Below are 25,911 nucleotides of genomic sequence, written 5' to 3'. Positions count from 1 at the left end.
CAGCGTGCCCACCGTGAACGCCGACATGGACATCGACCGCGCCTGGGACCTGCATCCGCAGGTCTCGGTGCGGCCGGAACCCTTCGGCGCGCTGCTGTACCACTTCGGCACCCGCCGGCTGTCGTTCGTCAAGGACCTCCGCCTGCTCGCCGTCCTGCGGGCCCTGCCGCACGTGCCCACCGCCCGGGCCGCCTGCGCGCAAGCCGGTGTCGGCGCCGCCGAACTCCCCCGCTTCACCGCGGCCCTGACCGCCCTGGCCCGGTCGTCCATGGTCGTCGAAAGGACCGCCCCATGACCTCACCGGCACTATCCGCCCACGGCACCCGGCTGGTCGACCTGTTCGAGTACGGCCTCGCCGCGCCGATCTGCCTGACCTGGGAACTCACCTACGCCTGCAACCTGTCCTGCGCGCACTGCCTGTCCAGCTCCGGACGGCGCGACCCGCGCGAGCTGAGCACGAGCGAGGCGAAGGCCGTCATCGACGAGCTGGAGGCCATGCAGGTCTTCTACGTCAACATCGGCGGCGGAGAACCCACCGTCCGCCCCGACTTCTGGGACCTCCTGGACTACGCCACCAGCCACCACGTCGGCGTGAAGTTCTCCACCAACGGCGTCCGCATCACCCCCGAGGCGGCCCGCCGGCTGGCCCGCAACGACTACGTCGACGTGCAGATCTCCCTCGACGGGGCGACTCCGGAGGTCAACGACGCGGTGCGCGGGGCCGGTTCGTACGCCACCGCGCTTCGGGCCATGGAGAACCTCGCCGCGGCCGGGATGAAGAACTTCAAGCTCTCCGTCGTGTGCACCCGGCACAACATCCCCCAGATGGACGCCTTCAAGGCACTCGCCGACCGCTACGGCGCCCAGCTGCGGCTCACCCGGCTGCGCCCGTCCGGCCGCGGCGCCGATGTCTGGGACGACCTGCGCCCGGCCCGGGAGCAGCAGCGCCTGCTGTACGACTGGCTGCTGGCACACGGCGAGTCGGTGCTGACCGGTGACTCGTTCTTCCACCTGTCCGCCTACGGTCAGGCACTGCCCGGCCTCAACCTGTGCGGCGCCGGCCGGGTGGTGTGCCTGGTCGACCCGGTCGGGGACGTGTACGCGTGCCCCTTCGCGATCCACGACGAGTTCCTCGCCGGGAACGTGCGCGATCCCGGCGGCTTCACCGGTGTGTGGCGGGAGTCCGCGCTCTTCCGCGACCTGCGTTCGCCTCAGACCGGCGGAGCCTGCGCCTCCTGCGGGTTCTACGACACGTGCAAGGGCGGCTGCATGGCCGCCAAGTTCTTCACCGGGCTGCCGCTGGACGGCCCCGACCCCGAATGCGTCCAGGGCTACGGCGAGGATCTGCTGGCCGAACGCCCGGCGGACCGGGCCCTCCTGCCGCGCCCCTCCCAGGACCACTCCCGGCGACGGCCGGTCGACCTGCCGCTGCCGGCCCGCCGCGCGGACCTGGAACGCCCTCCCGTCAGCGACTGCGCCCAGGACCCCTTGGCCGGGCTGCGGCTCGCCCGGACTCCGTCACCCCAGCACGAGAAGAGTTGACGCATGGCCCACAACCCCTGGTTCGAGACGGTCGCCGAGGCCCAGCGCCGGGCGAAAAAACGCCTGCCCAGCAGCGTCTACGGAGCACTCGTCGCCGGCTCCGAGCGCGGCCGTACGATCGACGACAACGCCGCGGCCTTCGTCGATCTCGGCTTCGCCCCGCACGTCGTGGGCCATCATGCCGAACGCGACCTGACCACGACCGTCCTCGGCGTCGAGACGGCGTTCCCCGTGCTGATCTCTCCCACCGGTGTGCAGGCCGTGCACCCGGAAGGAGAGGTCGCCGTGGCGCGGGCCGCGGCGAACCGGGGCGTCATCATGGGGCTGAGCTCCTTCGCGAGCAAACCGGTGGAGGAGGTCGTCCAGGCCAACCCCGACACCTTCTTCCAGCTGTACTGGAGCGGCACCCGGGACAGCATGGTGCAGCGTATGGACAGGGCCAGGTCCGCGGGCGCCAAAGCGCTCATCGCCACCCTCGACTGGTCCTTCTCCCACGGCCGCGACTGGGGAAGCCCGCAGATCCCCGACAAGCTCGACGTGAGGACCATGGCGAAGTTCGCTCCCGACGTGCTGCCCCGCCCCCGGTGGCTGTGGACGTATCTGCGCTCCGGCCGGCTTCCCGACCTCACGGTCCCCAACCTCCGCCCCCCGCGCGGCGAAGCACCCACCTTCTTCGGCGCCTACGGCGAGTGGATGCAGACCACCCCGCCCACCTGGGAGGACGTCGCCTGGCTCCGCAAGGAGTGGGGCGGGCCCTTCCTGCTCAAGGGCGTGACCCGGGTGGACGACGCCAGACGGGCCGTCGACGCCGGGGTGACGGCGATCTCGGTGTCCAACCACGGCGGCAACAACCTCGACACCACCCCCGCCACCGTCCGGGTGCTCCCCTCCGTCGTGGACGCCGTCGGCGATGACATCGAAGTCCTGCTCGACGGCGGCGTCCGGCGCGGCAGCGACGTGGCCAAGGCACTGGCGCTCGGCGCCCGGGCCGTCCTGATCGGGCGAGCGTACCTGTGGGGCCTGGCGGCGAACGGCCAGGCCGGCGTCGAGAACGTGCTGGACATCCTGCGCGGCGGCCTCGACTCCGCGGTGCTGGGTCTGGGCCGCTCGTCCGTCCACGAGCTGTCCCCCGACGACCTGGTGATTCCTCCCGGGTTCACCCTGACCCTCGGCGGCACGAGTGCCCCCGCCCCGGTCGCCGGATGACGACGGCACGGCACAACCGGCTCGCGCACCGGGCCTGGCCCACCGTTTCCGCCAAGAGCCTGGTCCTGGTGCCGATCGGCTCGACCGAGCAGCACGGGCCGCATCTGCCGCTGAACACCGACAGCGTCATCGCCGAGTCGGTAGCCGGCCGTGCCGCCGAGGAACTCTCCGCCCGTCTCACCCCGCCGCCCCTGGTGGCGCCCACGCTCGCCTACGGCGCCAGCGGCGAGCACGCCGGCTTCCCCGGCACCGTCTCCCTCGGACACGAGGCCCTGCACGCCGTGATCGTCGAAACCGTGCGCTCCCTGTCGCTGTGGGCCGGGCGCGTCGTCTTCGTCAACGGCCACGGCGGCAACACCGCCACCCTGGACGCGGCCCTCGGCGCCCTGCGCGCCGAGGGGCACGCCGTCGCCTGGGCCGGGTGCGGCATCACGGGAGGCGACGCGCACGCCGGCCGGACCGAGACCTCGCTCATGCTGTATCTCGCCCCTGAGGAGGTACGGATCCTCGAGGCCGTCGCCGGCGACACCCGCCCGCTGGATGTCCTGATGCCTCTGCTGACGGCCCACGGCGTCAAAGCCGTCTCGCCGTCGGGCGTGCTCGGTAACCCGGCCGGCGCCTCGGCCGAGGAGGGCCGCCGGCATGTGCGGACCATGGTGTCCCGGCTCGTCGGCCAGATCACCGCCGCAACGACGGACGAGCGCGGCCGCCTCCTGGACCCCGCGGCCGGCGACCGACCCGGCACGAAGGCGGCAGGGAGATGACGCTGCCCCTCGGATTCGTCGTGGCGCTCGATCGTGACACCCGCGTCCTGGACGGCGGCCGCACCCTCCTCGGTGGTTCCCCCCTGCGGCTGCTGCGCCTGACCCGGCGGGCACGTCCACTGCTGACCGGTCGTACGGTCCACGTACGGGACCGGGCGGGCGCCCTCCTGGCGGACCGGCTCCTGGAGGCAGGGCTGGCGCACCCGGTCGTCCGCGCCCTGCCCCTGCCCGACGACCCCCGGTACACGGTCGTCGTCCCCGTCCGCGACCGCCCGCGCGAGCTCGACCGCCTGCTGGCGAGCATCGGGCCGGACACCCCGGTGATCGTGGTCGACGACGCGTCGACTCACCGCGCTCCGGTCGAGGCGGCCGCCGCACGGCATGGCGCGCGCTTCGTCCCCCTGAGGGTCAACGTCGGTCCCGCCGGAGCCCGTAACGCGGGCCTTCGCCTGGTCGGCACGCCGTATGTGGTCTTCGTCGACTCCGACGTCGTCCTGCCCAAGGACACGGTCCCGACACTGCTGCGGCACTTCTGCGACCCGCGGGTCGCCCTGGCCGTCCCCCGCGTGACCGCTCTCGAAACACCCGGCTCCGAGACCTGGATCGGACGGTACGAGCGCACACGCTCCTCACTCGACCTGGGCAGCCGTCCCGCCCTGGTACGCCCCGGGACACCCGTCTCCTGGGCCTCCACGGCCTGCGCCGTCGCACGCGTCGACGCCCTGGGCGAGGGCTTCGACGAGCGGCTGAGAATCGGCGAGGACGTCGACATCGGCTGGCGCGCCATCAAGAGCGGGTGGCGGGTGCGCTACGAGCCCTCGGTCCATGCCGCCCACGAGCACCGCGGCCGCCTCGGGGACTGGTTTCGACGCAAGGCCGCCTACGGGACGGGAGCGCACCCGCTCGCCGAACGACACCCCGAGTTCATCGCGCCCGCTGTCCTCGCCCCCTGGAGCGGCGCCTTCGTCCTCGCCCTTGTCGCCCAGCGCCGTTGGTCGCTCCCGGTGGCAGGCGCCGTCGGCGCGACGACCGTCCTGCGCGTCTGCCGGAAACTGGACGGCACGGAGCACCCGGTACGGCTGGCCTCCTCACTGACGGCCATGGGCGCGCTCGGCGCGCTCGCCCAGACGTCCGCGCTGCTGACCCGGCACTGGTGGCCCCTCACGGTGGCCGGCTGCACGATCTCCCGCCGGGCACGCCGGGCCACCGCGCTGGCCGCGGTCGCCGACGTCGCTCTGGAATACCTGCACCAGGGCGCCGCTCTGGATCCCCTGAGGTACGGCGTCGCACGCCGCCTCGACGACCTCGCCTACGGCGCCGGTGTGTGGTGGTCCGCCATCAAGGGACGCTCCACTGCGGCTCTGCGGCCTCGGCTGCGGCAGCCGCGGTGACCGTCACCGTTCCCGCCCGGCGAAAACAGTCGTCCCGTCCATTGTGACCGACGACTGGAGTCGTTACCGTAAGCATCACGGGACTTGCAACAGTAAAAGCGTTGCACGGATGCGGGAGCGCGAAGGAGCGACATGGCGCAGACGGAGCAGACCACGAGCGATGCGGATGAGCGGGATGCGCTGATCGCACAGCGATGCCCCTACAGTGACCTGGTGATGCAGGGCGGCAGCCGCGAACCGCTCGCCGGTTACGCGGAACTGGACTCCCTGCGGGACGCCGGACCGGCACACACGCTCGGCACCGGCCAGATCATCTACACCACCTACGACCTGGTGCAGGAGGTCGCCCAGCGCGCCGACGTGTTCCACAGCAAGTTCTACGATCCGGTGACCGGCGAGGAGGCGGCATTCACCCTCGTGCCGCATCAGATCGACGGCCCGATCCACGTGAAGTGGCGCAGGCTGCTCGCCTCGTCCTTCTCACCCGGCACCGTCGCCCGCCTGGAAGGCTCCCTCCGCGCGCGCGTCAACGAAATCATCGACGGGTTCATCGACCGCGGTCACTGCGATTTCGCCAAGGAATTCGCGCTCAGGTTCCCGACCAGCATCTTCCTCAAGCACATCATCGGCCTGCCGGTCGAAGAACTGGACAAGTTCATCGCGTGGGAGACCGACATCCTGCACCCGGAGTCGACGGATCGGGCCGAAGCGTACCGGGCCTCGGTCCGGGCCCAGACCGAGGTCACCGCATACCTGTCGCAGATCCTGGAGGAGCGCAGGAAGACGCCGGCCGAGGAGCGCGGCTCCGACCTCATCTCGCGCGCCATGGACTGGCAGATCGACGGTGAGCCGATCCCGCACCAGGACCTGCTCTCCTTCTATCTCCTGCTGTTCCAGGCCGGTCTGGACACCGTCACCGCCTCGCTCGGCTACGGCTTCCACCATCTGGCGAGCCATCCGGCCGACCGGGAGCGGATCGCGGCCGACCCGTCGGTGATTCCCAACGCGATCGAGGAGTTCCTCCGCGTCTACTCGGTCGTGAACATCGTGCGGACGGCGATGACCGACACCGAAGTGGACGGCTGCCCGGTGAAGAAGGGCCAGCGGTTCATCCTCAGCCTGCCGTCCGGGAACCGCGACGAGCAGCACTTCCCGGACGCCGCGACGGTCGACTTCGACCGCACCGACATCTCGCATCTGGCGTTCGGTGCGGGGCCGCACCGGTGCCTCGGGTCTCACCTCGCGCGACAGGAGCTGGTGATCGCCTACGAGGAGTGGCACAAGCGCATTCCGGTGTACGAGATCGATCCGGACATCCCGTTCGACGAATCGCGCAGCATGCTGCTGGGGCTGCACAGCCTCCCCCTGCGGTGGGACCCTGCCGCCGTCCGCAGGTAGCGGCCGGCGAGCCGAACCGCGAGGGTCCCGGTTCCCGTCCAGGCAGGGCCCGGTTGCGTCACGAGCACACTGGGGCCCGGCGGCAGGCTCGTCGCCGCCGGGCGCCGCACCACGCTGGTGACCGCGCCCGGCGAGCGGCTCTGAACCTGCCCGGCCGGCATGTCGCCAAGGCCCCGGCCCAGCCCTTGGCGACATGCATCCCACGAGGACGCGAACGGCCTGATGCGCCTGGGAGACTTTCGGCCGAGCCCTGCGGGAACCGGCCTCGACACGACCGAACCGGCCCGGTGTCGCAGCGCTCCCCGGAAGCCGTCAGGATCCGGCTTTTTTGCGAGCAGGGGCCTTACGAGCGGTCGTCGTGCCCCGCGCGGCCGTCGATCCGCGCGCCGTCTTGCGAGGCCGCTGGCTCTGCTCGCTAAGGAGGACCTCGAACCCGCACATCAGGCGCGCAACGCTGAACTCGAAGTCCTCGTCACTCGTCCCGGAGATCGGATGGCGGTCGATCAAGCCGTCCAGGACGGGAAAGTGGAACCAGTCCGTGATGCGACGCTGGCGGGCGGGGTCGGTCATCGGCGCGTTGGCCAGCCGAAGGATGCGCTCGTGGATGATCGAACCGCGGGTGTACACACCGATGGCGTTGCACACCATCATCGCGTTGTCGGGCGTGAAACCGTCCGCGACCAGTTTCGCCACCACGGACTCGAGCAGTTCCATGATGCGGCGGGTCGCCTCACGACTGTATGTGGAGGTGCGGATCAACAGCAGATCGGAGAGGACCGCATCCTCGCGGTGGATCTCGCGCTGCACGCGGAAGTGCGAGGACAGCATGTTCTGCCAGGTGTCATCCGCCCGGACCTCCGGCATCAGCCGCAGGTACTTGTCGACGGCGATGTCCGTCATCGCATTGAGCAGCTCTTCCTTCTTCCGGAAGTACCAGTAGATGCTGGTGACGCCGACACCCAGATGCTCGGCGAGGATCGGCATGCTCAGCTGGTCGAGCGAGGTGCCCCGCGCGACCTCGAAGGCACCCCCGAGGATCTCCTCGGCGTTGATCGAGTTACGCTGACGACGCTTACGCGTCCCGGCGGAATCGGCCTTGGTCACGCTGCTTCTCCTCCTTGTCACCACCCCACCGGCCCGGCCCGAGCGTAGGCCGAGCCCGCGCTCCGAACTGACTGACACGGTACCAGCCAATGCCTCCCGGCATGGCATACGGTAAGGGATTACCGTAACGCTGCCGCGACGGCTGGTCGACCGCCCCGGACCACGTCGCCGCCTGCTGGTTCTCAGCGCGGTTCTGGTGAACCGGGTCGGAAACGGGCACCTCACCCGCGATCCGTTCCGCCACGCGGCGGACGCTCGACGAGTCGTCGGCGATTCCTGTGAGCAGCCGTCACCGCACCGCCTCGGCACCGGCCTTCCGCCCGGGGAACGAACAGCATCAGCCTGACCCGCGTCCGACCGACGATCTCGAGCAGCACCACGATGGTGTCGGCCCCGCGTCACGGCCCCTCCGACAGCTGCACCGCGCCGTTGTCCCTCCGATCAGCCGGTGGTAGCTTACCGAAATCATTCCCGGAACCTTTACCGGATAGAATACCGGTAGAGCACGCGCCTGGCCGCCGCAGTCCCGCAACCGACTGTATGCCGGCGCCACACCACCGGCGGAAGACGGTCGGGCCGCCGGGCCGGACACCCTTCAGCGAAACACCCACCAAAAGGCGGTCGAGATGGATCTGCTCCGACGTCGTGAAGGCTCTGCCGAGGTCATCACACTCAACCGCCCCGACCAGCGCAACGCCCTCAGCCCCGGCCTGATCGCCGAACTCTCGCGGGCGCTGCGTGACTGCCTGGACGACGACGCGGTACGCGCGGTGGTGCTGACCGGTGCCGGCGACCGGGCGTTCTGCGCCGGCATGGACCTCAAAGCGTTCGCCTCCGGTTCCGATTCCTCCGGGCCGGAGTCCGACAACACGCATTTCACGATGTTCAGCCGAGGCGAGTACCCCAAGCCCGTCATCGGTGCCGCCAACGCCACCGCCGTCGCCGGAGGGTTCGAGCTCCTGCTCAACTGCGACATCGTCGTCGCCTCCGACAAGGCCAGGTTCGGCATCCCGGAGGTCAAGCGCGGCCTGTTCGCCGCCGGCGGCGGAACCACGCTGCCCGGCCGCATCCCCCTCGCGATCGCTCTCGAACTCGGGCTGACCGGAGATCTGATCGACGCCGAGCGCGCGTGTGCGCTGGGGCTGGTCAACTGTGTCGTTCCAGCCGGAGACGTGGTCGGCGCCGCGTTGGAGTTCGCCCGCCGTATCGGCGAGAACGGCCCGCTCGGCGTCCTCGCGACGAAGAAGCTCATGCGCGTGACGCTCACCGAAGGCGTCGCCGCGGCGCGCGCGGCGCAGGAAGCCGAAAACTCCAAGGTGTTCAAGAGCGAGGACGCGCTCGAAGGGGCTCGCGCCTTCGCGGAGAAGCGCGCACCGCAGTGGAAGGGCCGGTGAGTCACCCCCGGCGGGGGTGACCCACCGCAGGACCGGACGGGTCACGGAGGCCCAGGACCCGTTGGGTCTGCGCGGTCACACGGTGCCAAGGAATCGCCCTACCTGGTCGATGAACGCGTCGTTGTCGTCGCCGGCCACCATATGGCCGGTGCCGGCGACGTCGACCGCGCGCGAGCCGGGCACGAGCGACAGGAGCTCGCGCACCCCCTCCTCACTGAGCACGTCCGACTGGGCACCGCGGACCAGGAGGGTGGGAACCCCGATGGCGCGGGCCGCCTCGCGCAGCCGCTCCGGGTCGGGCTGCCGCCTGGGCCCGTCGGCGTCCCGCCGCACCAGCGCCGGGTCCCAGTGCCAGTACCAGCGGCCGTCTTCGGCCAGGCGCACGTTCTTGCGCAACCCGTCCGGACTTCTCGGACGCCGACGCTGCGGGTTGTACTCGGACACCGCGGCGGCGACGTCCTCCAGGGTGGCGAAGCCGTCGACGTGGCGGCGCATGAACCCGGAGACCCGTTCGGCGCCGTCCCGTTCCATGCGAGGGGCGACATCAACGAGCACGAGCGCGCGAGCGTCCACCAGCCCTTCCCCGACGGCCAGCAGCGAGGTCAGGCCGCCCATCGACGCGCCGATCAGCGCGGGAGGACGCGGATCGCCCTCACCGACCCGGGCTGCCACGGCGACGAGATCGGCCACGAGGACGTCCATCGAGTAGTCCCCGTCCGGCGCCCACCCGCTGTCGCCGTGACCGCGGGTGTCGAGCGAGAAGGTGCGCCAGCCGCTCCTGGCAAGCGTCAGGGCCGCGCCCTTCCACGAATGGCGGGTCTGGCCCCCGCCGTGCAGGAACAGCGCGGTGCCCTTCGGCGCGTCCACCGGATATTCCTCGGCGGCCAGTTCCACGCCGGCGGCGGGGATCCGCCTGATGAGTGGCTCGGTCCAGGTCATGCGGTTGCACCCTCCCATCTCTCGGGTCACTTCCTCCGCCCGCACGTCGCCGGTCAGCGCACGCGGCACCTCTCGGCGCAGCGTGCAGTGAGGAGTTGCGCGGTCGCGCAGCCGACAAGCCTGCTTGCACGGGGATCTTCCTGACGCCGGCACCGGTCCCGCCTCCCGCGGAGGCTCCGCCGGCACCTGCCGTACGTGTGCGACTTCAGTACGCGGCGGGAACCAGGGGCGAGACGTCCTCGCCCTGGATCATCTCCCTGGCAGACTCGTGTCCCAGTAGTCGGCCCGGCGCGCGATCCGACCGTCGCACCCCTCGCACCTATTGACCCCTGTACTATATACCTTACGGTATGGGTGATGCGGCGTCCCTTCCAGACGGCCCCGGCCGCTCTGCGGGACGGACGGCATCAGCAGTGCCCAAGCAATGCCCGTCGCCGAGGAGGACGATGTGAGTTTGCAGGTCGGCAACCGGCTGCGCGGACAGAACTCGACGTGCGAAGTCATCGTCGTCAAGGGTTCCGCCAGCCCCGCGGTATTGATGTGCGCCGGCGCGGAGATGCGCACGACGGCCCCCGATCCCCCCGCCCCACAGGTGAGCGACGGCCCACCGATCCAGCTCGGCAAGCGGTACACGGACGACGCCAGCGGCATCGAGGTGCTGTGCACCAAGGCCGGAATCGGCCCTTTGACCTTCGGCGACAGCCAACTCACGCAGAAGGCAGCCAAGGCGCTGCCGGCGTCCGACTGAACGGACCGCACCCGCGATGAACCTCACGATGCTCCTCGACATGGTGGTCGAGGGGATGCCCGACCGGATCCTCATCGGTGACCGCACGGACGGCCTCACCGCCCGCGAACTCGCCCGACGGGCGCGCTCGGGCGCGGATCTCGTCCGGGCCGCCGATGCCGGCACCGTCGTCTACCTCGGCGGCAACGGTCCCGCGTTTCCGGTCGCCCTGTTCGCCGCGGCCTCCGCCGGCGTGCCGTTCCTGCCGGTCAACTACCGACTGAGCGACGAGCAGCTGGACGACATCCTCGGCCGCCAGGCCAGGCCGCTCGTGATAACCGACTCACCCGAGCGGGTCCGGGGCATGGCGGCCGTGACGCTGGAGGAGTTCACCGGACCGACGGCCGTTGCCGCCGATCACGAAACCGAGCCCGCCGACCCGGACCCCGACTCGATCGCCGTGCTGCTGATGACGAGCGGGACGACCGCCGCCCCGAAGAGCGCGGTACTGCGGCACCGGCACCTGACGTCCTACATCTTCGGCTCCGTCGAGTTCGCGTCGGCCGAGCAGAGCGACGCGACCATCGTCAGCGTGCCGCCCTACCACATCGCCGCCGTCGCGAACCTGCTCTCCAACCTGTACGCCGGTCGCCGGATCGTGTATCTCGACCACTTCAGCGCCGCCGACTGGCTGCATCGCGTCCGGACCCAGGCCGTCACGCACGCGATGGTGGTGCCGACGATGCTCGTGCGCATCGTCAGCGAACTCGTCCACTCCGGCGTGCGGGGCCCTTCGACGCTGCGGTCGATGTCGTACGGCGGCGCGAAGATCGCCGTACCCGTGCTCGTGGAGGCGCTGCGGCTCTTTCCCGGCACCGGATTCGTCAACGCCTACGGCCTCACCGAGACCGCCTCCTCCATCGCGGTGCTGGGACCGGACGACCACCGTACGGCCGCCGCGAGCGACGATCCCACCGTGCGCGCGAGACTGGGGTCGGTGGGCCGTGCGCTGCCCAGCGTGGAGATCGAGGTCCATGACCCGGACGGGCTGCCGTGCCCTCCCGGCGTAGTGGGAGACATCGTCGTACGCGGGCCGCAGGTCGCCGGTGAGTATCTGGAGGCCGGCAGCCGGCTGGACAGCGCCGGCTGGTTCCCCACCCGTGACCGCGGCCATATCGACGAGGACGGCTTCATCTTCGTCGAGGGCCGGTCCGACGACACCATCATCCGCGGCGGCGAGAACATCGCCCCCTCGGAGATCGAGAGCGTGCTCACCGAGCACGCATGGGTGGCGGACGTGGCCGTGGCCGGCATCCCGGACGACGAATGGGGGCAGCGCATCGGCGCGTTCGTTGTCGTCAAGCCCGGCGTGCGGCCGGACGCCGACGTCCTGCGCGAGTTCGTCCGCGGCCGGCTGCGCAGTTCGAAGACCCCCGACGACATCGTCTTCCTGCCGGAACTCCCGACCACGCCGACGGGCAAGGTACTGCGCCGCAAGCTGGTCGCGGACATCGACAAGGACGCCGGGGCTCCCGAGGCCACCAGGACACCCGTGCTCTAGCAGCACCCGAAGACAAGGAGTGCGCGTGGAGTTCAAGACACTCGCGATAGTCGGCCTCGGCACCATGGGGGCCGGTATCGCGCAGACGGCCGTTCCCCTCGGCTTCGACGTGGTCGGCATCGAGCGGGACGAGCAGGCCGTAGGGGCAGGTCGGGCACGGGTCGCCGCCGGGCTGGCGAAGTTCGTCGAGAAGGGGAAGTTCACCGGGGAACAGGCAGCCCAGGCACTGGCCCGCCTGCGCACCTCCACGGACCGGGCGGCCATCGCCGGAGCCGACATCGTGATCGACGCGGCGTTCGAGGACGTCGACCTCAAGCGTGAGCTCTTCCGCGACTTCGAGCGCCACGCCTCTGCCACCGCGGTCCTCGCCTCGAACACTTCGACGATCCCGCTCGTGATCATGGCGGCCGAGACGTCCGCCCCCGAGCGGGTCGTCGGCCTGCACTTCTTCAACCCGGTCCCCCTCATGGACCTGGTGGAGGTCATCCGCACCCCGGCGACGAGCGAGGAGACCATCCGGGCCGCCGTCGATCTGTCGAAGGCCCTCGGCAAGTCCCCGGTGATCATCAAGGACGGGCCCGGCTTCATCGGCAACCTGCTCGTCGTGCCGTTCCTCCTGGACGCCATCCGCGCCTTCGAGCGCGGCGTGGCCTCGATGGAGGACATCGACTCGGTCCTCAGGCTCGGCTTCAACCACCCGATGGGACCCTTCAGGCTCAGCGACCTGATCGGCCTGGACATCGTCCACGACATGGCCGCGCGCATGTACGAGGAGTACCGCGATCCCAAATACTGGCCCCCGCCCCTGCTCAAGCAGTACGTACGGATGGGCTGGCTGGGCCGGAAGACCAAGCGCGGTTTCTACACGTACGACTGACGGCGGACGAGGGCCGGCCGGTCGGTCTTCCCCGGCCCGCGGGGTGGCTCGGTGAGCACGGGTTCCTGCCCGGCCGGCCTGGTCAGGCACGGGTCGGTGCCGGCAGCACGGCCACCCCCGCACGGGCGGCCCACTCGACGAGCGCGGACGGTGGGGTCTCGTCACGCACGAGGTAGTCGGTGAGAGGGCCTGTGCCCAAGCCGGTGCGTTCGGCCCCGTTGAGCAGCCCGGCAAGGTGGAAGGCCGCCTCCGCCGACGTCACCCCGTGGCGGTGCACCAGGTGCAGCGCGGCCTGCGCCTACAGGCGCCCCATGAAGACCCTGGGTCTTCCGCGAACCATCGCCCGCAGCAGTCCGGCGGGAGCCGCCGCGCAGCCGGGCCGCAACGTATTCTGCTCGCGGACGGCCGGCTGACGAATTCTGGCTGTTCGTGCGAAGCACGCCCGCACCGGTGAACCGGGAACCGCGCGCGGAGTTCGTTCTGCGCTGGGGCCGCGAGCTCTACCACGCCGACTTCAGACCCAGCGTCGCTTGGGAGCTGAACTACACAAGTGCCGACTGGGGCCGGATTCTCGGCACACGGCATCGGCTCCTCTATGCAGCCGTCCGGCATGCCGTCGACCATCCCGACCTCGATGTCGAAGACCGCCCGCGCCTGCTGCGCCTGCTGTGGCGGTGTGCGGGATTCGACGAGTACACCATCGCCCGACACGCCCGTGTTCGACTCAACGTGACGGCTGCGGACCGTCCGTGACCCGTTCCCATGTTCGGGGGCGTGGTGGGTGTTGCGGCGTTGGCGAAGGCGGCCGGGCTGACGCATGTGAACCTCGACGGAACTGTCATCCGCACCGACCACGCCGCCGCTCCGGGCCCCAACGGCGCAGACCTCTGGGGGTCCGGAAAACGCAGCACCATGGTGGAAACGCACAGGTCATCTCCACCCCGGACGGCTGGCCGAGCTGGACATGCCGACCCTGGTCGACCTCGGCTACGAAAACACCGGCGGCAGTTTCCCTCACCCCGTCAAGAAACCCGCCAGAGCGCGCTGACCGCGGAGCAACAGGCGTACAACACGGTCATCTGCGGCATCCACGGCGTCTGTGAGCGTGCCAACTCCCTGCTCAAGACGACCTTCAAGGCCCTGCGCATGGTCAGCCTCGACCCCAGCCGCATCACACAGATCGCCGCCGCAGCTCTCGTCCTGCTCCAACTCGAGCACAACCTCACCACCTGATCACACAACGTCATGATCTGTTACTGGGAAAGGCTCAATGAGGTCTTCTCGGCAACGTGACGGTTGCGGTGTGTGACGGGGTGCGGGTGCCCGCTCGCGGCCTAGTTCTGCGGTGCCAGGGTGCGTGCGACGTCGAACTCGTTGCCCTCGGGATCGGCCATGACCACCCAGTTTCGGTCTGACCCCTGGCCCACATCCGTCTTGGTGGCGCCGAGGCCGAGCAATCTGGTCACCTCATCCTCGGTGCTGCCGTCGATCGGGCTGACGTCGAGGTGAAGCCGGTTCTTCACGGTCTTGCCCTCAGGTACCTGGATGAACAGCAGGGTGGGCGGCATCTGGCGGGCCCGAACATCCTCGATGGTCGGCATCCAGGAGCCGATCTCGACCTTGCCCTCGCTCCAGCCTCTCCGGATCGTGGCAGTCAACGGCCAACTCGGTGAACCTACTTGTCATGACTCTCCCCAGGTAGTGCGGATGGGGCTCAGAGTATTGGCCACGCCGCCCGTCCGACAGATCCGCGATCTTCCTGGCTGACCAGGGCCATCAGACGGGCCTGACCCGGCATCAGATACGCGAGAAGCCCCTGGTAGGAACAGGTCTGCGAAGATCACGTTCCGGAACCCAGAGGCTTCACGCGTTAACCAGTATCACCTACACCGCAACACTCGACGTCGGCAGGGAGACCGCCGAGACTCTCGCCCAGCTCTTGCGCAAGCACCGCGAACGGCTCGGCACCCGCAGGGGGACCCGCGCTCTGGGCGTCTTCAAGCAGGGTGTCCTGGTGCTGCGGTGGTTCGTCGACGGGACCCGGCTGGCCTAACTCGCCCGGGACAACGGGGTCTCGGTGCCCACCGCGTACCGCTACGTGCACGAAGGGCTGACCGTGCTCGCCGACCACGCCCCGGATCTGTCCACCGCGCTGGAACGGGCGGCGGCCGCCGGCTACACCCATCTCAACCTGGACGGCAGCGTCATCCGTACTGACCGCATCGCCGCCCCCGGCCCCAAAGGCGCCGACCTCTGGTGGTCCGGGAAGCACAAGCACCACGGCGGCGACGTCCAGGTTGTCTCCGCCCCCGACGGCTGGCCGATCTGGGTCTCCCCGGTCCGCCCCGGCCGCGAGCATGACACCACCTGCGCCCGCACCCACGGCCTGGTCGACGCCCTCAACCGGCTCGCCTCCACCCTGGACATTCCCACCCTGACAGACCTCGGCTACGAGAACGCCGGCGACGGCTTCCGCCACCCGGTCAAGAGGCCCAACGGCAGCGAACTCGACGACGAGCAGCAGGCATTCAACTCGGTCATCCGAGGCGTCCATGCGGTCGCCGAGCGGGCCAACGCCCTGCTCAAGGTCACCTTCAAGGCCCTGCGCCGGGTCAGCCTCGACCCCAGCGGCATCACCCGGATCGCCCGAGCCGCCCTCGTCCTGCTCCAGCTGGAACACGGCCGCACCGCCTGACGAAGATCACGAACCGTCACGAGACGTTACCGAGAAGGGTTCAATGAGCCGACGGGAACCAAGGTGCACCGACAACCCACTGCCGCCGACACCAACACCGTTCCACAACAACTCATCAGCAAGAAGAAATTCGCGAGTGAGCGGATGTTGCGTTGAAGGCTCGTCAGCTCTGATCGCCCCGATCCTCGGCCTTCGAGTCTGCTTCGCGGATGAAGAACGCTCTAAGCTTGTGCTCTTGGCGGCGGTGGCGGGCCCGCGAACCGGACGACTTCGCTATCCTGGGTGCATTGGAATCGGTAAGTCGCGCCTGAAGGAATCATGACGCCGCCGCCCGGTCCGAGGTCGGCGATTAGCCTGGACTTTTCGGCGTAGAACCGCACAGAGCCCGCCAGTACCATCCAGATTGAGTCGCCGGGGTGAGAGTGCAACCCGTTCTCGCCGCCTCCCGCCCGGTAGCGCGCCCGGTACAGACCCACTTCCGGCGTTCGGACAAGGGCCTCGACCCTCTTAGCCTCGGGTGCGCGCCCACCTGTGAACACCTGAAAGTCGAGATCGGTGCTGACGTCGCCACCCAGAGCGATATCCCAGGCCTTCCGATCGGGGATGTGCCCATAGTGCTTTTCAGTGTCATCGCTCGGTTCCGGAGCAGGGATATCGCCGGCTGTGGTGTCCATCATCGCTAATAGACCCTCTCGTGGTTTGGGGCCCGGGCGGCAGCGGGCGGGGACTTCTGCAGCGGAGGCGACCTGGCCGAGTTCGACACCGGGCCCGACCCGTTCCGCACGCATGCGATGGGTACCGCCGGGAGCACCGCCGCACTCCTGGCCCGGTTGTCCGGACGTGCATCGGCGCGGGGATCGAAGTGCCGTCCTTCGCCTCCCTGGTGCCGGCCGATCCCGACATCCGCGTCCGGCTGCCCGAGATCGCGATGGGGCTGATCCCCGGCGCGGGCGGCACGGTCCGGATCATCGCCGGGCCGGGCGGTGGCGCACCGCCTTCCTGGCCCGTGCCCGACGCGCCCTGGAGTGGGGCCTGGTGGACGAGATCAGGCTCCGCACCGGGTGAGCGCGCTCATCCGGCCGGCAGGGCCCGCCGGTCGATCCACTCCAGCGGCAGGCCGAGCGTGCTCGCAGGATCCGTCCACGCCTGAGGCCCCGCACGCTCGACGACCGTCACGCCCTCGTCCTCCAACTGTCCCAGTGCGGTGTCGAGTTCGTCCACCACGAGGCACACGCCGTGCAGCCGCTCGCCATGCCGCTCCAGCGCCTCGGCGTACCGACTGCGGCCGCTGAGGGGTGACACGAGGCGTACCCTCACGTCGCCGATGCGTAGATCGACGGAGTCCTCGTGTTGTCCGACCGGGTGTCCCGGAGCCGGTGCCGTCTCCATGAGCGAGGCGAGCAGCTCCGCGCTCTTTCGGGCGTCGCGCACGGTCACCGTCAGCCATGCGACACCCTGTACGTCGACGAGTCCCGGCCGGCCGGGGACCGTCGGCCCGCCGTCGCGTGGGTCGTCGACGAACTCGCTGTCCGTCCACTCGACCAAGAGCCCCGATGTGTCCGCCGGATGCATGAAGAAGTGCCGCCCCGGCACATCGGCCCCGGTGATCCGTACGTTCCTGCGCCGCAGCAGCGTCTCCGCCGCCCACAGGTCGTCGATCGTCCAGGCGACCGAGTGCAGCCCGGGGCCGTAGCGCGCTACGTAGCGTCCCAGCGGCCCCGAGGCGTCCGTCGCCGTGAACAGCGCGACGGGGTCCTGGCCGAGCCACAGGAGCTGAATGTCGACACCCGACTCCTGCCAGTGGTTGCCGTCCGGGGTGCCTATCGGGAGGCCGTGCACCTGACGCGTCCGTGCCTGGAGCGGCCGGGCCCCGAGCACGCGGCGCAGCCACGCGTCCATGTGCTGGCGGGGCTCGCATGCAATGCCCAGTCGATGGAAGTGCCCGGGTCGTACCACCGGAGTTCCCACGATCGGTGCAGCGTTCATCGGCCTCTCCTTGAAGCGCTGGGATCGATTGCTGACATGGGGCGTTGATGTGACGCACGGTGGCTGCCATCATCAATCAAATAGCATACCGTATTGCTTACGGTATAATTTCCTGCAAGGATGCGGACAGTCAGCGCGAGCTCGCATGAAGCGTGGTGACAGGACAGCGATGGAGGCGACGCCTCCCAGGCTGCTCTGGGGAAGCTTCATCGGGCTTTCTTGCGGTGCTGTGCTTCTTCTTCGCTCGCGGAATGGACCGACTGCACGGCACGGATCTCGCCGTCGGGATTGTCGGAGGCGTCATGGCCATGGCATCAATCGCCATCCGCCCGTTCGTGCCCCGGCGCACCCTGTTCGTCGACGACCTGCGCGCGTCGGGCACGCAGCGGCTCTTCCTGTTACTACGCGGTGGTCGTCCTCCTGGTGTGCATCGGCGGCGGCAACGTCCCGGACCGTATGGGACCGGCCAGGACCGGATGGACGGCGACCGTGCTGATCTGCCTCGGCATGACCGGTTCCGCCGTCACTCCGGCGGTCTGGGGCATCTACGTGAGCCTCGTGCCGCTGGGCACCGGTATCGCGTTCCAGCGCCCGGGGCTGCCGGCCCTGACGTTCAACCTGTCTCCGACGACGAACGTCCGCGCGCCCCTTCACGTTCACGATGTTCTTCGACATCGCGACCGGATCCGGCGGGCAGTTCGTCGGAGGCATCGCCGCCGCTGTCGGCGGCTACCGGTCCGCTTTCGCGGCGGCTGCCATGTGCTCTCTGGTGACCCTGCTGATCCTGCGGTTCCTCGTGCTCGTCCGTCCGGCGGAGGAGACCCTGCCGGACCCGGAGGTCGTCGTCCTCAGAGAGGAGTTGTCGGAGAAATGAGCCGCACCATGGACCTGTCGGTGACCCTGGACTACACACAGGACGTCGTAGCCCTGCTGCCCGAGATCCGCGCGCTGGAGTCAGCGGGCGTCGACGGCCTGTGGATCCAGGAGGGTTACAGTTTCGACGCCGTGTCCGCGATCGGGTTCCTCGCCGCGCACACTGGGGGTATCCGGCTCGGTACGGCGATTCTCAACGTGTTCAGCCGCAGCCCCGCCCTGCTCGCGATGACGGCCGCGGGCTGCGACCACCTCAGCGGCGGCCGGTTCTCGCTCGGCCTCGGCTCGTCCGGACCGCAGGTCGTCGAGGGCTTCCACGGGGTCGGCTACGACCGGCCGCTCACCCGGATCCGCGAGACCATCGACGTCTGCCGCATGGTGTGGCGGCGCGAGCCTCTGCGCTATGAGGGCCGCACCGTCACCGTCCCGCTGACCGAGCGCGGCAGACCGCTGAAGCTCGTCAACCAGCCGGTCCGTCCCGCGGTCCCGGTGTACTGGGCGGCGCGCGGCGACCGGTCGGTCACCGCGGCCGCCGAGACGGCCGACGGCTGGCTGCCCTTCTTCTTCGTGCCCGAGCGCTCCGACCGGGCCTTCGGCGACGCGCTGAGGGACGGTACCAAACGCAGGGATCCCGTACTCGGTGCACTGGACGTGGTGGCACACGTCGACGTGGCCGTCGGCGAGGGCCTCGACGCCGACCGGCTCCTGGCCCCCGCCCGCTCCCGGATCGCGTTGTACGTGGGCGGAATGGGCTCACGGCAGTCGAACTACTACAACGCACTGGCCCGCCGCATGGGCTGGGAGCGCGAGGCCGCCGAGATCCAGGACCACTTCCTGGCCGGGCGACGCGCCGAGGCCGCTGCCGCCGTGCCCGCTGAGTGGCTGTCCCTCGGCAACCTCGTCGGCCCCGAGTCCTGGATCGCCGAGCGGCTGGCGGCCTTCGCCGAGTCGGGAGTCAGCACGCTCGACATCACGGTGATCGGCGGCGCCGGACCGGCCGAAACGGTCGAGATCCTGCGCCGTCTGATGTGAACGGCCGCAGCCGTACTGGAAGTTCCATACAGAAGGTGATGAATCCATGGTGCAGCTGACCGCGGGCAGTACGCCGCCCGCCCTGCTCGGGGTCGCCGCGCGGCTGCCCGCACGTCGGCCGTCGTCGGCGCGGCGCACGTCCGACCTCCAGGTGACCCCACATCCGACCTGGGACCACGACCTCCTCGTGCGGGCTGCCGCGCGCGACGCCGTCGTGGATGGACACGGCCGCCTCACGGAAACGGCGTCCGCGCGCCTGAGCGCCGTACTCGACAACGGGTCCGTGCTCTCCCGGCTGACGGCGCCGCTTCCGCGATCCGTCGTCGAAGCCGTGACCGGCCACCCCGCCGTCAGCGGATTCCGCGCCAGGCTCCGGGCGCTCACGGACGCGGGGCTGCCGCCCGACTCGCTCGACGCCGCCCTCCTCGACGACCTGCCGACGGTGCGACTGGTCTCGGGCTACGGCAGGATCGCGGAGCTGGGCGAACCACCCCGTCCGCGGCCCACGCCCCTGGTCGGCGTCTGCACGGGCTGGGCCGCGGACGGCACCGCGCACCGCCTGTCACAGACCGGCGGCCACCTCCTGAGCCGGACGCCCGAGGCCCCCGACTTCCCCGCGATGCTCGACCACCCCGCCGACTTCCATCTCGAACACCCCTCACGGTCCAGCTCCATGCACAGGCGCCGCATCCTCGAAGTCACCGCGCAAGGACAGGAGTTGGCCATCTACGAGTACTTCAGGGACAGCCACGTGGATCGTGACGGGCGCGAGGGCTCCCTGCACGAGTACGAGCTGCACGCCGTGGCCGACCGGGACTCGCTCGTGCTCTCGGCGATCACCGTGACCCCGCGGGCCCTGCCGTTCCCGGAGTGCCCGCTCGCGTCGGGCAACGTCCATGCCCTGCTGGGCACGTCCCTGCGTGCCGCGGACAGCGAGGTCAAGGCACGCCTGCCCGGCACCCTCGGCTGCACCCACCTGTCGGACGTCCTGCGCTTCCTCAGGTTCGTGGAACCGCTCGGCGCCCGTATCGCGGGAGGAGGAGACTGATGGAGCAACTGCTTCAAGAACTCAGGTCGTTCCTGGACGCGGAGGTGCCGCGGTTCCGCGAGAAGTGGGGCGACGATGCCGGCTCCTGGGAGGCACGCTGCGCCTGGCAGCGCACCACGGCCGGCGGCAAGTGGCCCGCCCCCGCGTGGAGCGAGGAGCACGGCGGCCGCGGCGCCTGCGTCGCCACGCTCGCGTCGGACGACGTGCACGGCGCTCGGACGACCGTCTCGGACGACGCCGCCGGAGGGCGGCTGAGCGGGGCGAAGACGCATGTGCTGGACGCGCACATCGCTGATGTCCTGCTCGTGACGGCCGTGCGGGGCGAGCGGGTCCAGGTGTTCGCCGTGGACCCCCGCGCGGAGGGCGTCGAGCTGCGTCCGCTCACCGTGCTGGACCGTACGCGCAAGCAGTACCGGGTCGAACTGACCGATGTGAAAGGTCAGTTGCTGGACAAGGACTTCGGAGCCGGGCTCTCGCTCACGCTGTACGTTGCCGCGGTCCTGGCGTGTGCGGAACTCCTCGGGGTGGCCGGCAGATGCCTGGAGACCGCCGTGGAGTACGCCCTGGACCGTGAGCAGTTCGGCAGGCCCATCGACGGATTCCAGGCGGTGAAACACCTCCTGGCGGACTCTCTGGTGGCGGTGGAGCAGATGCGGGCGGCGGTCGGCGGCGCCGCGGAGATCGCGGAGGGCGTGGTGTCGGCCCGGGGCCGCGACGGTGCCGACCTCGCGGAGGTCGCCTCCGTCGTCAAGGCCCACTGCTCCAAGGCAGCGCCCGGGACGGCCGAGACCCTGGTCCAGGTGCTCGGCGGCATCGGCTTCACCTGGGAGCACCCCGCCCACCTGTATCTGCGGCGGGCCAAGACCCTCGAAGTGCTGTACGGAAACGCCACCGAGCACCGGGCCTGGCTCGCCCGCGCACTGGAGCTGGTGCCGGCATGAGCGCACGTGAGGCGGTCGTGATCGAGGCGGTCCGCAGCCCCCTGGTGCGGGCAGGGCAGGAGGCGCCTTTTCACAGCTCCATCCCGTCGAGCTGCTGGCCCAGGTGCTCGGCGGGATGGTCCAGGCCACCGGGATCGATCCCGGTGCGGTCGACGACGTGATCGGCGGCTGCGTCACCCAGGTCGGGGAGCAGAGCGCGAACGTCACCCGCGGCGCGGTCCTCGCGGCGGGTTTCCCAGAGTCGGTTCCGGCGACCACGGTGGACCGGCAGTGCAGTTCGAGCCAGCAGGCGGTGGCCTTCGCCGCCCAGGGCATCGTCTCCGGGGCGTACGACCTGGTCATCCCTGCGGCATCGAGTCGATGAGCAGAGTGCCGATGTTCACCAACCAGGCCGGGGCCGACCCGTACGGAGCCTCGGTGGCCGCTCGGTACGGCGGCGGCCTGGTACCGCAGGGCATCGCGGCGGAGCTGGTGGCGGCGAAGTGGGACATCGGCCGCAGCGCGCTCGACGAGTTCGCCGTGCGTTCCCACGAACTGGCGGCCGAGGCGCGCCGAGCCGGACGCCTGGGCCTCAGCGTCGTGCCCGTCACCGTCGACCGGAGCGCGCCGGCGGTCACCGGGACGACGGGATCCGCACCGACACCGACGTGCACAAGCTCGCGGGGCTGCGTCCCGCGTTCCGGGACGAGGCGTACACCCGGCGCTTCCCCCAGATCGACTGGCGTGTCGCGGCGGGCAACTCCTCTCAGATCAGCGACGGCTGCGGCCACGGGCCCGTATCCGCTCGTCGGTCGTCGTGGGTGACGACCCGGTCCTGATGCTGACGGCCCCGCCACTCTCAAGGCGCTGCGGCGCACGGGCCTGACGGTGGACGACATCGACGCCTTCGAGGTGAACGAAGCCTTCGCCAGCGTCCGCCTTGCCTGGCTCGCCGAGACGGGCGCGGACCCGCGGCGCCTGAACCCGCACGGCGGCGCCATCGCACTCGGCCATCCGCTGGGCGCGTCCGGGGCCCGGCTGCTGTGCACACTCCTCGACGTGCTGGAGACAGGCGGCCGCCGGCTGGGGCTGCAGACGATGTGCGAGGCCGGGGGCCTGGCGAACGCGACGGTCGTGGAGCGGCTCGACGGCTGACTTCACAGGTCGGCGACGCAAGAGCCTTGTCCAGCTATGTCGAATTGGCTACCGTAAGGCATGCGGTTTGAGTTGCGGAAGCACCGCCGAACTGGGGGCGACGTGCCGTATGACCGGCATCCTGCAGGGGGTTCTCGTCGTCGAACTGGCGTCATGGACATTCGTCCCGTCGGCGGGCGCCGTGTTCGCGGACCGGGGACGGACGTCATCAAGGTCGAGGATGTACGAGGCGGCGACCCCGGCCGCAGTCTCGTCGTCTCCGGCCTGCGGCGCGAGAACGCCCGCGCGGACCGCGACTTCATGATGGCACCTTCGCCATGACCCAGGCCGCGGGCCGCAATGGCGGAACCGGGCCAAGACGGACGAGCTCGTGGACGCGCGCGTGGTCAACACCTCGTCGGGCAGCGGCCTCTCCGGCAATTTCGGCCAGGCCAACTGCGGTGCGGCCAAGGGCGGTATCGCGAGCATCCTTCGTCATCAACCACATACGGTCGCCCGGCTACGAGGGCGACGCGCCCTACGCCATCGCCTTCGTCAAGCTCGACGAAGGCCCCCCGACTGACGGCGAACATCTTCGACGTCCCGCAGACGCCCGAGCACATCCGCACAGGCCTCCCGGTGGAGGTCACTTCGAAAAGCGGCGCGAGGTCGTTCTGCCGCAGTTCCGGCCCGTGCCCGAGGAACGGGCACGCCCGGCCGCCGCGGGGGGACTCGGTCCGGGAAGGGGCACGCCCATGACATCCACCGTGGTCATTGCCGCTGCGGCCGAGTCAGAACGGATCGGCGTCGTACCGGACAAGTCGGCGATCGGCCTTGCCGTGGAGTCGATGGTCGGCGCACTCGCCCTGGAGTGCTGCCCCCGTCACCGACGGCGGCGGCGCCCTCGTGCTGATGTCCGCGGAGCGCGCCGCCGACCTGGACCTGCGCCATCCGCCGGGGACCGTCCTGGGCTCGGGCGAGTCGAGCGAGGGCCCCGGCCCGTCGTCCATGGAGCATCTGACCACGTTCGCCGGTTTCCGGGAGGCCTCGGCCACGGTCCTGAGCGAGGCGGAGCTGACCACCGACGACGTCGACCACTCATGGTCTACGACGCCTACGCGCGCATCCCCCTCTACGGGGTGGAGGACCTCGGATGCGTCGGACGGGGCGAGGCCGTCGTCTTCATCGAGAGCGGGGCCACCCGCCCCGGCGGCTCCCTGCCGATGAACACCAACGGCGGCGGACTGCTGTACACGCACGCCGGCATGTACGCCATGTTCGCCATCCAGGGCAGTGCGTCAGTTGCGCGGGGATGCCGCCGTACCCGTCGAGGGCGTGCGTACCAGTCTCGTCCAGGGCATCCGGGGCCTGTTCAGCGCCGCCGGCACCCTCGCCCCGTCCCAGTTCTGAACCATCGCACCCACTACCGGATTGGCGGTACACCATGCTCGACGAATTCTCCGAGGCCGGACTGGAGTTCAAGGTCGCGGACGGCATCGCCTGGATCACGCTGAACCGCCCGCACCTGCGCAATGCCGTGCACAAATCGCTGCGTAACGCGCTCATCGCCGCGATCGCGGAGGTGCGCGACGACCCCTCCATCCGCGCGGCGGTGGTCACCGGCACGGGCCGGGCCTTCTGCTCGGGCGCCGACCTCAGCGAGGCGGACCACATCGAGATCAGGCCCGAGAGGCGGCGTGGCGCCCAGGCCAACATCGCCCGCGAGGACGGCCGTCGGTACGGCTGGTGGCGGCTGATCCGCGACGTCTGGGAGAACGAGAAGCCCTTCGTCGCCGCCGTGAACGGCGCGGCCTACGGCTTCGGCTGCAACTTCGCGCTCGCCTGCGACCTGGTCATAGCCGCCGAGTCGGCGAGCTTCTGCGAGGTGTTCGTGACGCGCGGGCTGCCCGTCGAGGCCGGTGGCGCGTATCTGCTCGCGCGTTCACTGAGCCCGGTCCGCGCGAAGGAGATCGCCCTGCTCGGCGAGCCGGTGAGCGGGCGGCAGGCGGAGCAGTGGGGCCTCGCCAACCGGTGCGTCCCGGACGACCAACTGCTCAGCGCCGCGGCGGACTTCGCCCACCGACTGGCCGCAGGACCGACGATCGGCCTGGGACACGTCAAGGGCCAGATCAACGACGCCTATGACTCGTCGTTCGACCAGGTCTGGAAGAACGAGGTAACCCTCCTGGGCCTGGGCATCGGGGAGGACGCCCAGGAGGCCGGGCGGGCCTTCGAGGAGCGCAGGGCACCCGTGTTCCGGGGCCGCTGAAAATACAGAAAACAGTACGGTAATTAGTACTGTATAGAAAGGGCCGGTGCCGCGCTCCGCGACTACGCAACAGAGGAAGCGTCGCGATGGCAGGACTCGCAGTGGGAACGCATCTGCACCGCTGGGTCGGCGCGGTCGAGATCGCGAGGCTCTCAGCAGCCCCGACGTCGAGGTCCGGGCCCGGCTGACATCAGTCGGACGCCCGTTGCCGTCGGTCAGCGTCGAGATCCGGGACGCGGACGGCTGGCCCTGCCCGCCCTGCACCGTCGGAACGATTCACGTCAGGGGTCCCCGGTCGCGGGGGAGTGCCGCGGGAGCGGCCCGGTCACCGACGCCGACGGCTGGTTCGCCACCCGCGACGAGGGCATCTCGACACGGACGGCTATCTGTTCGCCCGGGGCCGTGCCGACGACACCATCATCCGGGGTGGCGAGAACATCGCCCCGGCCGAGATCGAAGCCGCGCTCCAGCGTCACCCGGACGTCCATGACGCTGCCGTCCTCGGCATACCCGACGACGAATGGGGTTAGCGGATCAGCTGCAGCTCGGCGGTGATCACGCGGTGCCCGGCGCCCAGAGCGCCGGCGATCAGTGCCGGGCCGATGACGTCGGTGGCGTACCCGCTGCGTGGCGCGCAGACGGCTGGGAGCAGCACGTGCGTGACCTGGCAGCCGCGGCAGCGCACGCGGGTGGGCCGGACCACCAGCCCCGCACCGTCGGCCTGGTGGATGGTGCGGGGCCGGGCGAAGCCCCACGGGGCGTACGGTCATCCGCACGCACAGGCCAGCCGGCCCGCGGCCACGTCCGCGCGAACCAGGCGTCCGCGGCCACGGCGAGCTCTTCGACATCGGCCGGCACGGGGCTCACCAGCACAGGAGGCGAGCGCCTTGTCCGCTTGCGGGATTGACTCACAGTGGTACAGTAGCACCGTAATACTTACGGTAATGTTTACTAAACAACTTACCGCAAGTGCTCGGGGCGGGTAGCCACACAAGGTCTTGGTCGTGGAGCGGACTGCCGAGCTACCCGCCTCCGCGGGGCGAATCCCGTG

25 protein-coding genes and 5 pseudogenes are annotated in these 25,911 nt (G+C 70.1%); 22 read left to right on the top strand and 8 right to left on the bottom strand.

Annotation, left to right across the window (positions count from 1 at the left end; all coding sequences use genetic code 11):
- Positions 1 to 4 precede the first annotated feature (4 nt).
- The 6 genes from mftB to OG841_RS47090 all read left to right on the top strand — a co-directional run bounded on the left by mftB (position 5) and on the right by OG841_RS47090 (position 6,301).
- Positions 5 to 295, top strand: coding sequence for a mycofactocin biosynthesis chaperone MftB (gene mftB, locus OG841_RS47115; protein ID WP_266531794.1), 291 nt, complete (start codon positions 5 to 7; stop codon positions 293 to 295).
- Entirely contained in the window at positions 292 to 1,542 is a 1,251-nt protein-coding gene (gene mftC / locus OG841_RS47110; protein WP_328635723.1) for a mycofactocin radical SAM maturase, read from the top strand. The genes mftB and mftC overlap by 4 nt, the downstream gene beginning before the upstream one ends.
- 3 nt (positions 1,543 to 1,545) lie before the next feature.
- Positions 1,546 to 2,748 carry a pre-mycofactocin synthase MftD gene (mftD, locus tag OG841_RS47105; RefSeq protein ID WP_371570458.1) on the top strand — a complete coding sequence of 401 codons (1,203 nt, stop codon included), beginning with the start codon at positions 1,546 to 1,548 and terminating at the stop codon, positions 2,746 to 2,748.
- Entirely contained in the window at positions 2,745 to 3,512 is a 768-nt protein-coding gene (gene mftE, locus OG841_RS47100) for a mycofactocin biosynthesis peptidyl-dipeptidase MftE (protein ID WP_328635725.1), read from the top strand. The genes mftD and mftE overlap by 4 nt, the downstream gene beginning before the upstream one ends.
- On the top strand, positions 3,509 to 4,903 hold the full coding sequence (gene mftF / locus OG841_RS47095) for a mycofactocin biosynthesis glycosyltransferase MftF (RefSeq protein WP_328635726.1): 1,395 nt from the start codon (positions 3,509 to 3,511) through the stop codon (positions 4,901 to 4,903). Before mftE ends, mftF begins: the two co-directional genes overlap by 4 nt.
- Before the next feature lie 132 nt (positions 4,904 to 5,035).
- On the top strand, positions 5,036 to 6,301 hold the full coding sequence (locus OG841_RS47090; protein ID WP_328635727.1) for a cytochrome P450: 1,266 nt from the start codon (positions 5,036 to 5,038) through the stop codon (positions 6,299 to 6,301).
- Between the two features lie 312 nt (positions 6,302 to 6,613).
- On the opposite strand, the gene OG841_RS47085 is transcribed toward OG841_RS47090, so the two are convergent.
- Positions 6,614 to 7,405 carry a TetR/AcrR family transcriptional regulator gene (locus OG841_RS47085; protein WP_328635728.1) on the bottom strand — a complete coding sequence of 264 codons (792 nt, stop codon included), beginning with the start codon at positions 7,403 to 7,405 and terminating at the stop codon, positions 6,614 to 6,616.
- Positions 7,406 to 8,031: 626 nt separating this feature from the next.
- On the opposite strand from OG841_RS47085, the gene OG841_RS47080 reads away from it, so the two are divergent.
- Positions 8,032 to 8,799 carry an enoyl-CoA hydratase-related protein gene (locus OG841_RS47080; RefSeq protein ID WP_266586850.1) on the top strand — a complete coding sequence of 256 codons (768 nt, stop codon included), beginning with the start codon at positions 8,032 to 8,034 and terminating at the stop codon, positions 8,797 to 8,799.
- 75 nt (positions 8,800 to 8,874) lie between these two features.
- Here the strand turns inward: OG841_RS47080 and OG841_RS47075 are convergent, their stop codons facing one another.
- Positions 8,875 to 9,738 (bottom strand): alpha/beta fold hydrolase, encoded by an 864-nt coding sequence (locus tag OG841_RS47075; RefSeq protein ID WP_328635729.1) that lies wholly within the window; start codon positions 9,736 to 9,738, stop codon positions 8,875 to 8,877.
- Between the two features lie 424 nt (positions 9,739 to 10,162).
- Here OG841_RS47075 and OG841_RS47070 point away from each other — a divergent pair, with 424 nt between their 5' ends.
- Genes OG841_RS47070 through OG841_RS47060 form a run of 3 tightly spaced genes read left to right on the top strand, consistent with a single transcriptional unit; the run spans position 10,163 to position 12,903 of the window.
- Positions 10,163 to 10,486 carry a hypothetical protein gene (locus OG841_RS47070; RefSeq protein ID WP_266531812.1) on the top strand — a complete coding sequence of 108 codons (324 nt, stop codon included), beginning with the start codon at positions 10,163 to 10,165 and terminating at the stop codon, positions 10,484 to 10,486.
- 16 nt (positions 10,487 to 10,502) lie between these two features.
- Positions 10,503 to 12,026 (top strand): class I adenylate-forming enzyme family protein, encoded by a 1,524-nt coding sequence (locus OG841_RS47065; protein WP_371570452.1) that lies wholly within the window; start codon positions 10,503 to 10,505, stop codon positions 12,024 to 12,026.
- Positions 12,027 to 12,051: 25 nt separating this feature from the next.
- On the top strand, positions 12,052 to 12,903 hold the full coding sequence (locus tag OG841_RS47060; protein ID WP_371570449.1) for a 3-hydroxyacyl-CoA dehydrogenase family protein: 852 nt from the start codon (positions 12,052 to 12,054) through the stop codon (positions 12,901 to 12,903).
- A gap of 82 nt (positions 12,904 to 12,985) precedes the next feature.
- Here OG841_RS47060 and OG841_RS47055 read toward each other — a convergent pair whose 3' ends face one another.
- The gene (locus tag OG841_RS47055) at positions 12,986 to 13,165 is read right to left on the bottom strand and encodes a hypothetical protein (RefSeq protein WP_328635732.1); all 180 of its coding nucleotides are present in this window, start codon (positions 13,163 to 13,165) and stop codon (positions 12,986 to 12,988) included.
- A 167-nt stretch (positions 13,166 to 13,332) separates the two neighbouring features.
- Here OG841_RS47055 and OG841_RS47050 point away from each other — a divergent pair, with 167 nt between their 5' ends.
- The gene (locus tag OG841_RS47050) at positions 13,333 to 13,656 is read left to right on the top strand and encodes a hypothetical protein (protein ID WP_328635733.1); all 324 of its coding nucleotides are present in this window, start codon (positions 13,333 to 13,335) and stop codon (positions 13,654 to 13,656) included.
- Positions 13,657 to 13,698: 42 nt separating this feature from the next.
- A pseudogene (locus OG841_RS47045) lies at positions 13,699 to 14,136 on the top strand (transposase family protein); the annotation flags it as partial.
- Positions 14,137 to 14,237: 101 nt separating this feature from the next.
- Here OG841_RS47045 and OG841_RS47040 read toward each other — a convergent pair.
- Positions 14,238 to 14,589 (bottom strand): annotated as a pseudogene (locus OG841_RS47040) (VOC family protein).
- A gap of 193 nt (positions 14,590 to 14,782) precedes the next feature.
- Here OG841_RS47040 and OG841_RS47035 point away from each other — a divergent pair.
- Positions 14,783 to 15,598, top strand: a pseudogene (locus OG841_RS47035) (HARBI1 family protein).
- Between the two features lie 1,071 nt (positions 15,599 to 16,669).
- Here the strand turns inward: OG841_RS47035 and OG841_RS47030 are convergent.
- Together OG841_RS47030 and OG841_RS47025 are read right to left on the bottom strand one after the other, a co-directional pair.
- The gene (locus tag OG841_RS47030) at positions 16,670 to 17,584 is read right to left on the bottom strand and encodes a VOC family protein (protein ID WP_327666515.1); all 915 of its coding nucleotides are present in this window, start codon (positions 17,582 to 17,584) and stop codon (positions 16,670 to 16,672) included.
- Positions 17,585 to 17,985: 401 nt separating this feature from the next.
- Complete coding sequence (locus OG841_RS47025) at positions 17,986 to 18,129, bottom strand: hypothetical protein (protein ID WP_328635735.1); 144 nt, start codon at positions 18,127 to 18,129, stop codon at positions 17,986 to 17,988.
- A gap of 116 nt (positions 18,130 to 18,245) precedes the next feature.
- Between OG841_RS47025 and OG841_RS47020 the strand changes: the two genes are divergently transcribed.
- The 8 genes and pseudogenes from OG841_RS47020 (at position 18,246) to OG841_RS46985 (ending at position 24,860) form a co-directional block, all read left to right on the top strand.
- Entirely contained in the window at positions 18,246 to 18,458 is a 213-nt protein-coding gene (locus tag OG841_RS47020; protein WP_266531820.1) for a hypothetical protein, read from the top strand.
- Entirely contained in the window at positions 18,455 to 19,489 is a 1,035-nt protein-coding gene (locus OG841_RS47015) for an LLM class F420-dependent oxidoreductase (RefSeq protein WP_371570444.1), read from the top strand. The genes OG841_RS47020 and OG841_RS47015 overlap by 4 nt, the downstream gene beginning before the upstream one ends.
- A gap of 46 nt (positions 19,490 to 19,535) precedes the next feature.
- On the top strand, positions 19,536 to 20,537 hold the full coding sequence (locus OG841_RS47010; protein WP_371570441.1) for a DUF2889 domain-containing protein: 1,002 nt from the start codon (positions 19,536 to 19,538) through the stop codon (positions 20,535 to 20,537).
- On the top strand, positions 20,537 to 21,478 hold the full coding sequence (locus OG841_RS47005) for an acyl-CoA dehydrogenase family protein (protein WP_371570438.1): 942 nt from the start codon (positions 20,537 to 20,539) through the stop codon (positions 21,476 to 21,478). Before OG841_RS47010 ends, OG841_RS47005 begins: the two co-directional genes overlap by 1 nt.
- Positions 21,475 to 22,612, top strand: a pseudogene (locus OG841_RS47000) (thiolase family protein). Before OG841_RS47005 ends, OG841_RS47000 begins: the two are co-directional and overlap by 4 nt.
- A gap of 153 nt (positions 22,613 to 22,765) precedes the next feature.
- Positions 22,766 to 22,933: a hypothetical protein gene (locus OG841_RS46995; RefSeq protein WP_328635739.1), complete on the top strand. Its 168-nt coding sequence runs from the start codon at positions 22,766 to 22,768 to the stop codon at positions 22,931 to 22,933.
- Positions 22,930 to 23,841, top strand: a pseudogene (locus OG841_RS46990) (thiolase C-terminal domain-containing protein); the annotation flags it as partial. The gene OG841_RS46995 and the pseudogene OG841_RS46990, both read left to right, overlap by 4 nt.
- 194 nt (positions 23,842 to 24,035) lie before the next feature.
- Positions 24,036 to 24,860: an enoyl-CoA hydratase/isomerase family protein gene (locus OG841_RS46985; protein WP_266531824.1), complete on the top strand. Its 825-nt coding sequence runs from the start codon at positions 24,036 to 24,038 to the stop codon at positions 24,858 to 24,860.
- A gap of 281 nt (positions 24,861 to 25,141) precedes the next feature.
- Here the strand turns inward: OG841_RS46985 and OG841_RS46980 are convergent, their stop codons facing one another.
- Positions 25,142 to 25,348, bottom strand: a complete 207-nt coding sequence (locus tag OG841_RS46980) for a hypothetical protein (protein ID WP_328643771.1) — start codon at positions 25,346 to 25,348, stop codon at positions 25,142 to 25,144.
- Between OG841_RS46980 and OG841_RS46975 the strand changes: the two genes are divergently transcribed.
- Positions 25,313 to 25,390 carry an AMP-binding enzyme gene (locus OG841_RS46975; protein WP_266531854.1) on the top strand — a complete coding sequence of 26 codons (78 nt, stop codon included), beginning with the start codon at positions 25,313 to 25,315 and terminating at the stop codon, positions 25,388 to 25,390. The genes OG841_RS46980 and OG841_RS46975 overlap by 36 nt on opposite strands.
- On the opposite strand, the gene OG841_RS46970 is transcribed toward OG841_RS46975, so the two are convergent.
- A complete protein-coding gene (locus OG841_RS46970; RefSeq protein WP_266588554.1) occupies positions 25,387 to 25,590 on the bottom strand; it encodes a hypothetical protein in 204 nt (67 codons plus the stop codon). The two genes, OG841_RS46975 and OG841_RS46970, sit on opposite strands and share 4 nt — an antisense overlap.
- Positions 25,591 to 25,911: the final 321 nt, after the last annotated feature.

Source organism: Streptomyces canus (genome assembly GCF_041435015.1).
Classification (GTDB): domain Bacteria; phylum Actinomycetota; class Actinomycetes; order Streptomycetales; family Streptomycetaceae; genus Streptomyces; species Streptomyces canus_G.
The sequence above is the reverse complement of the archived record's forward strand: the minus strand, read 5'-3'. Positions and strand labels throughout refer to the sequence as shown.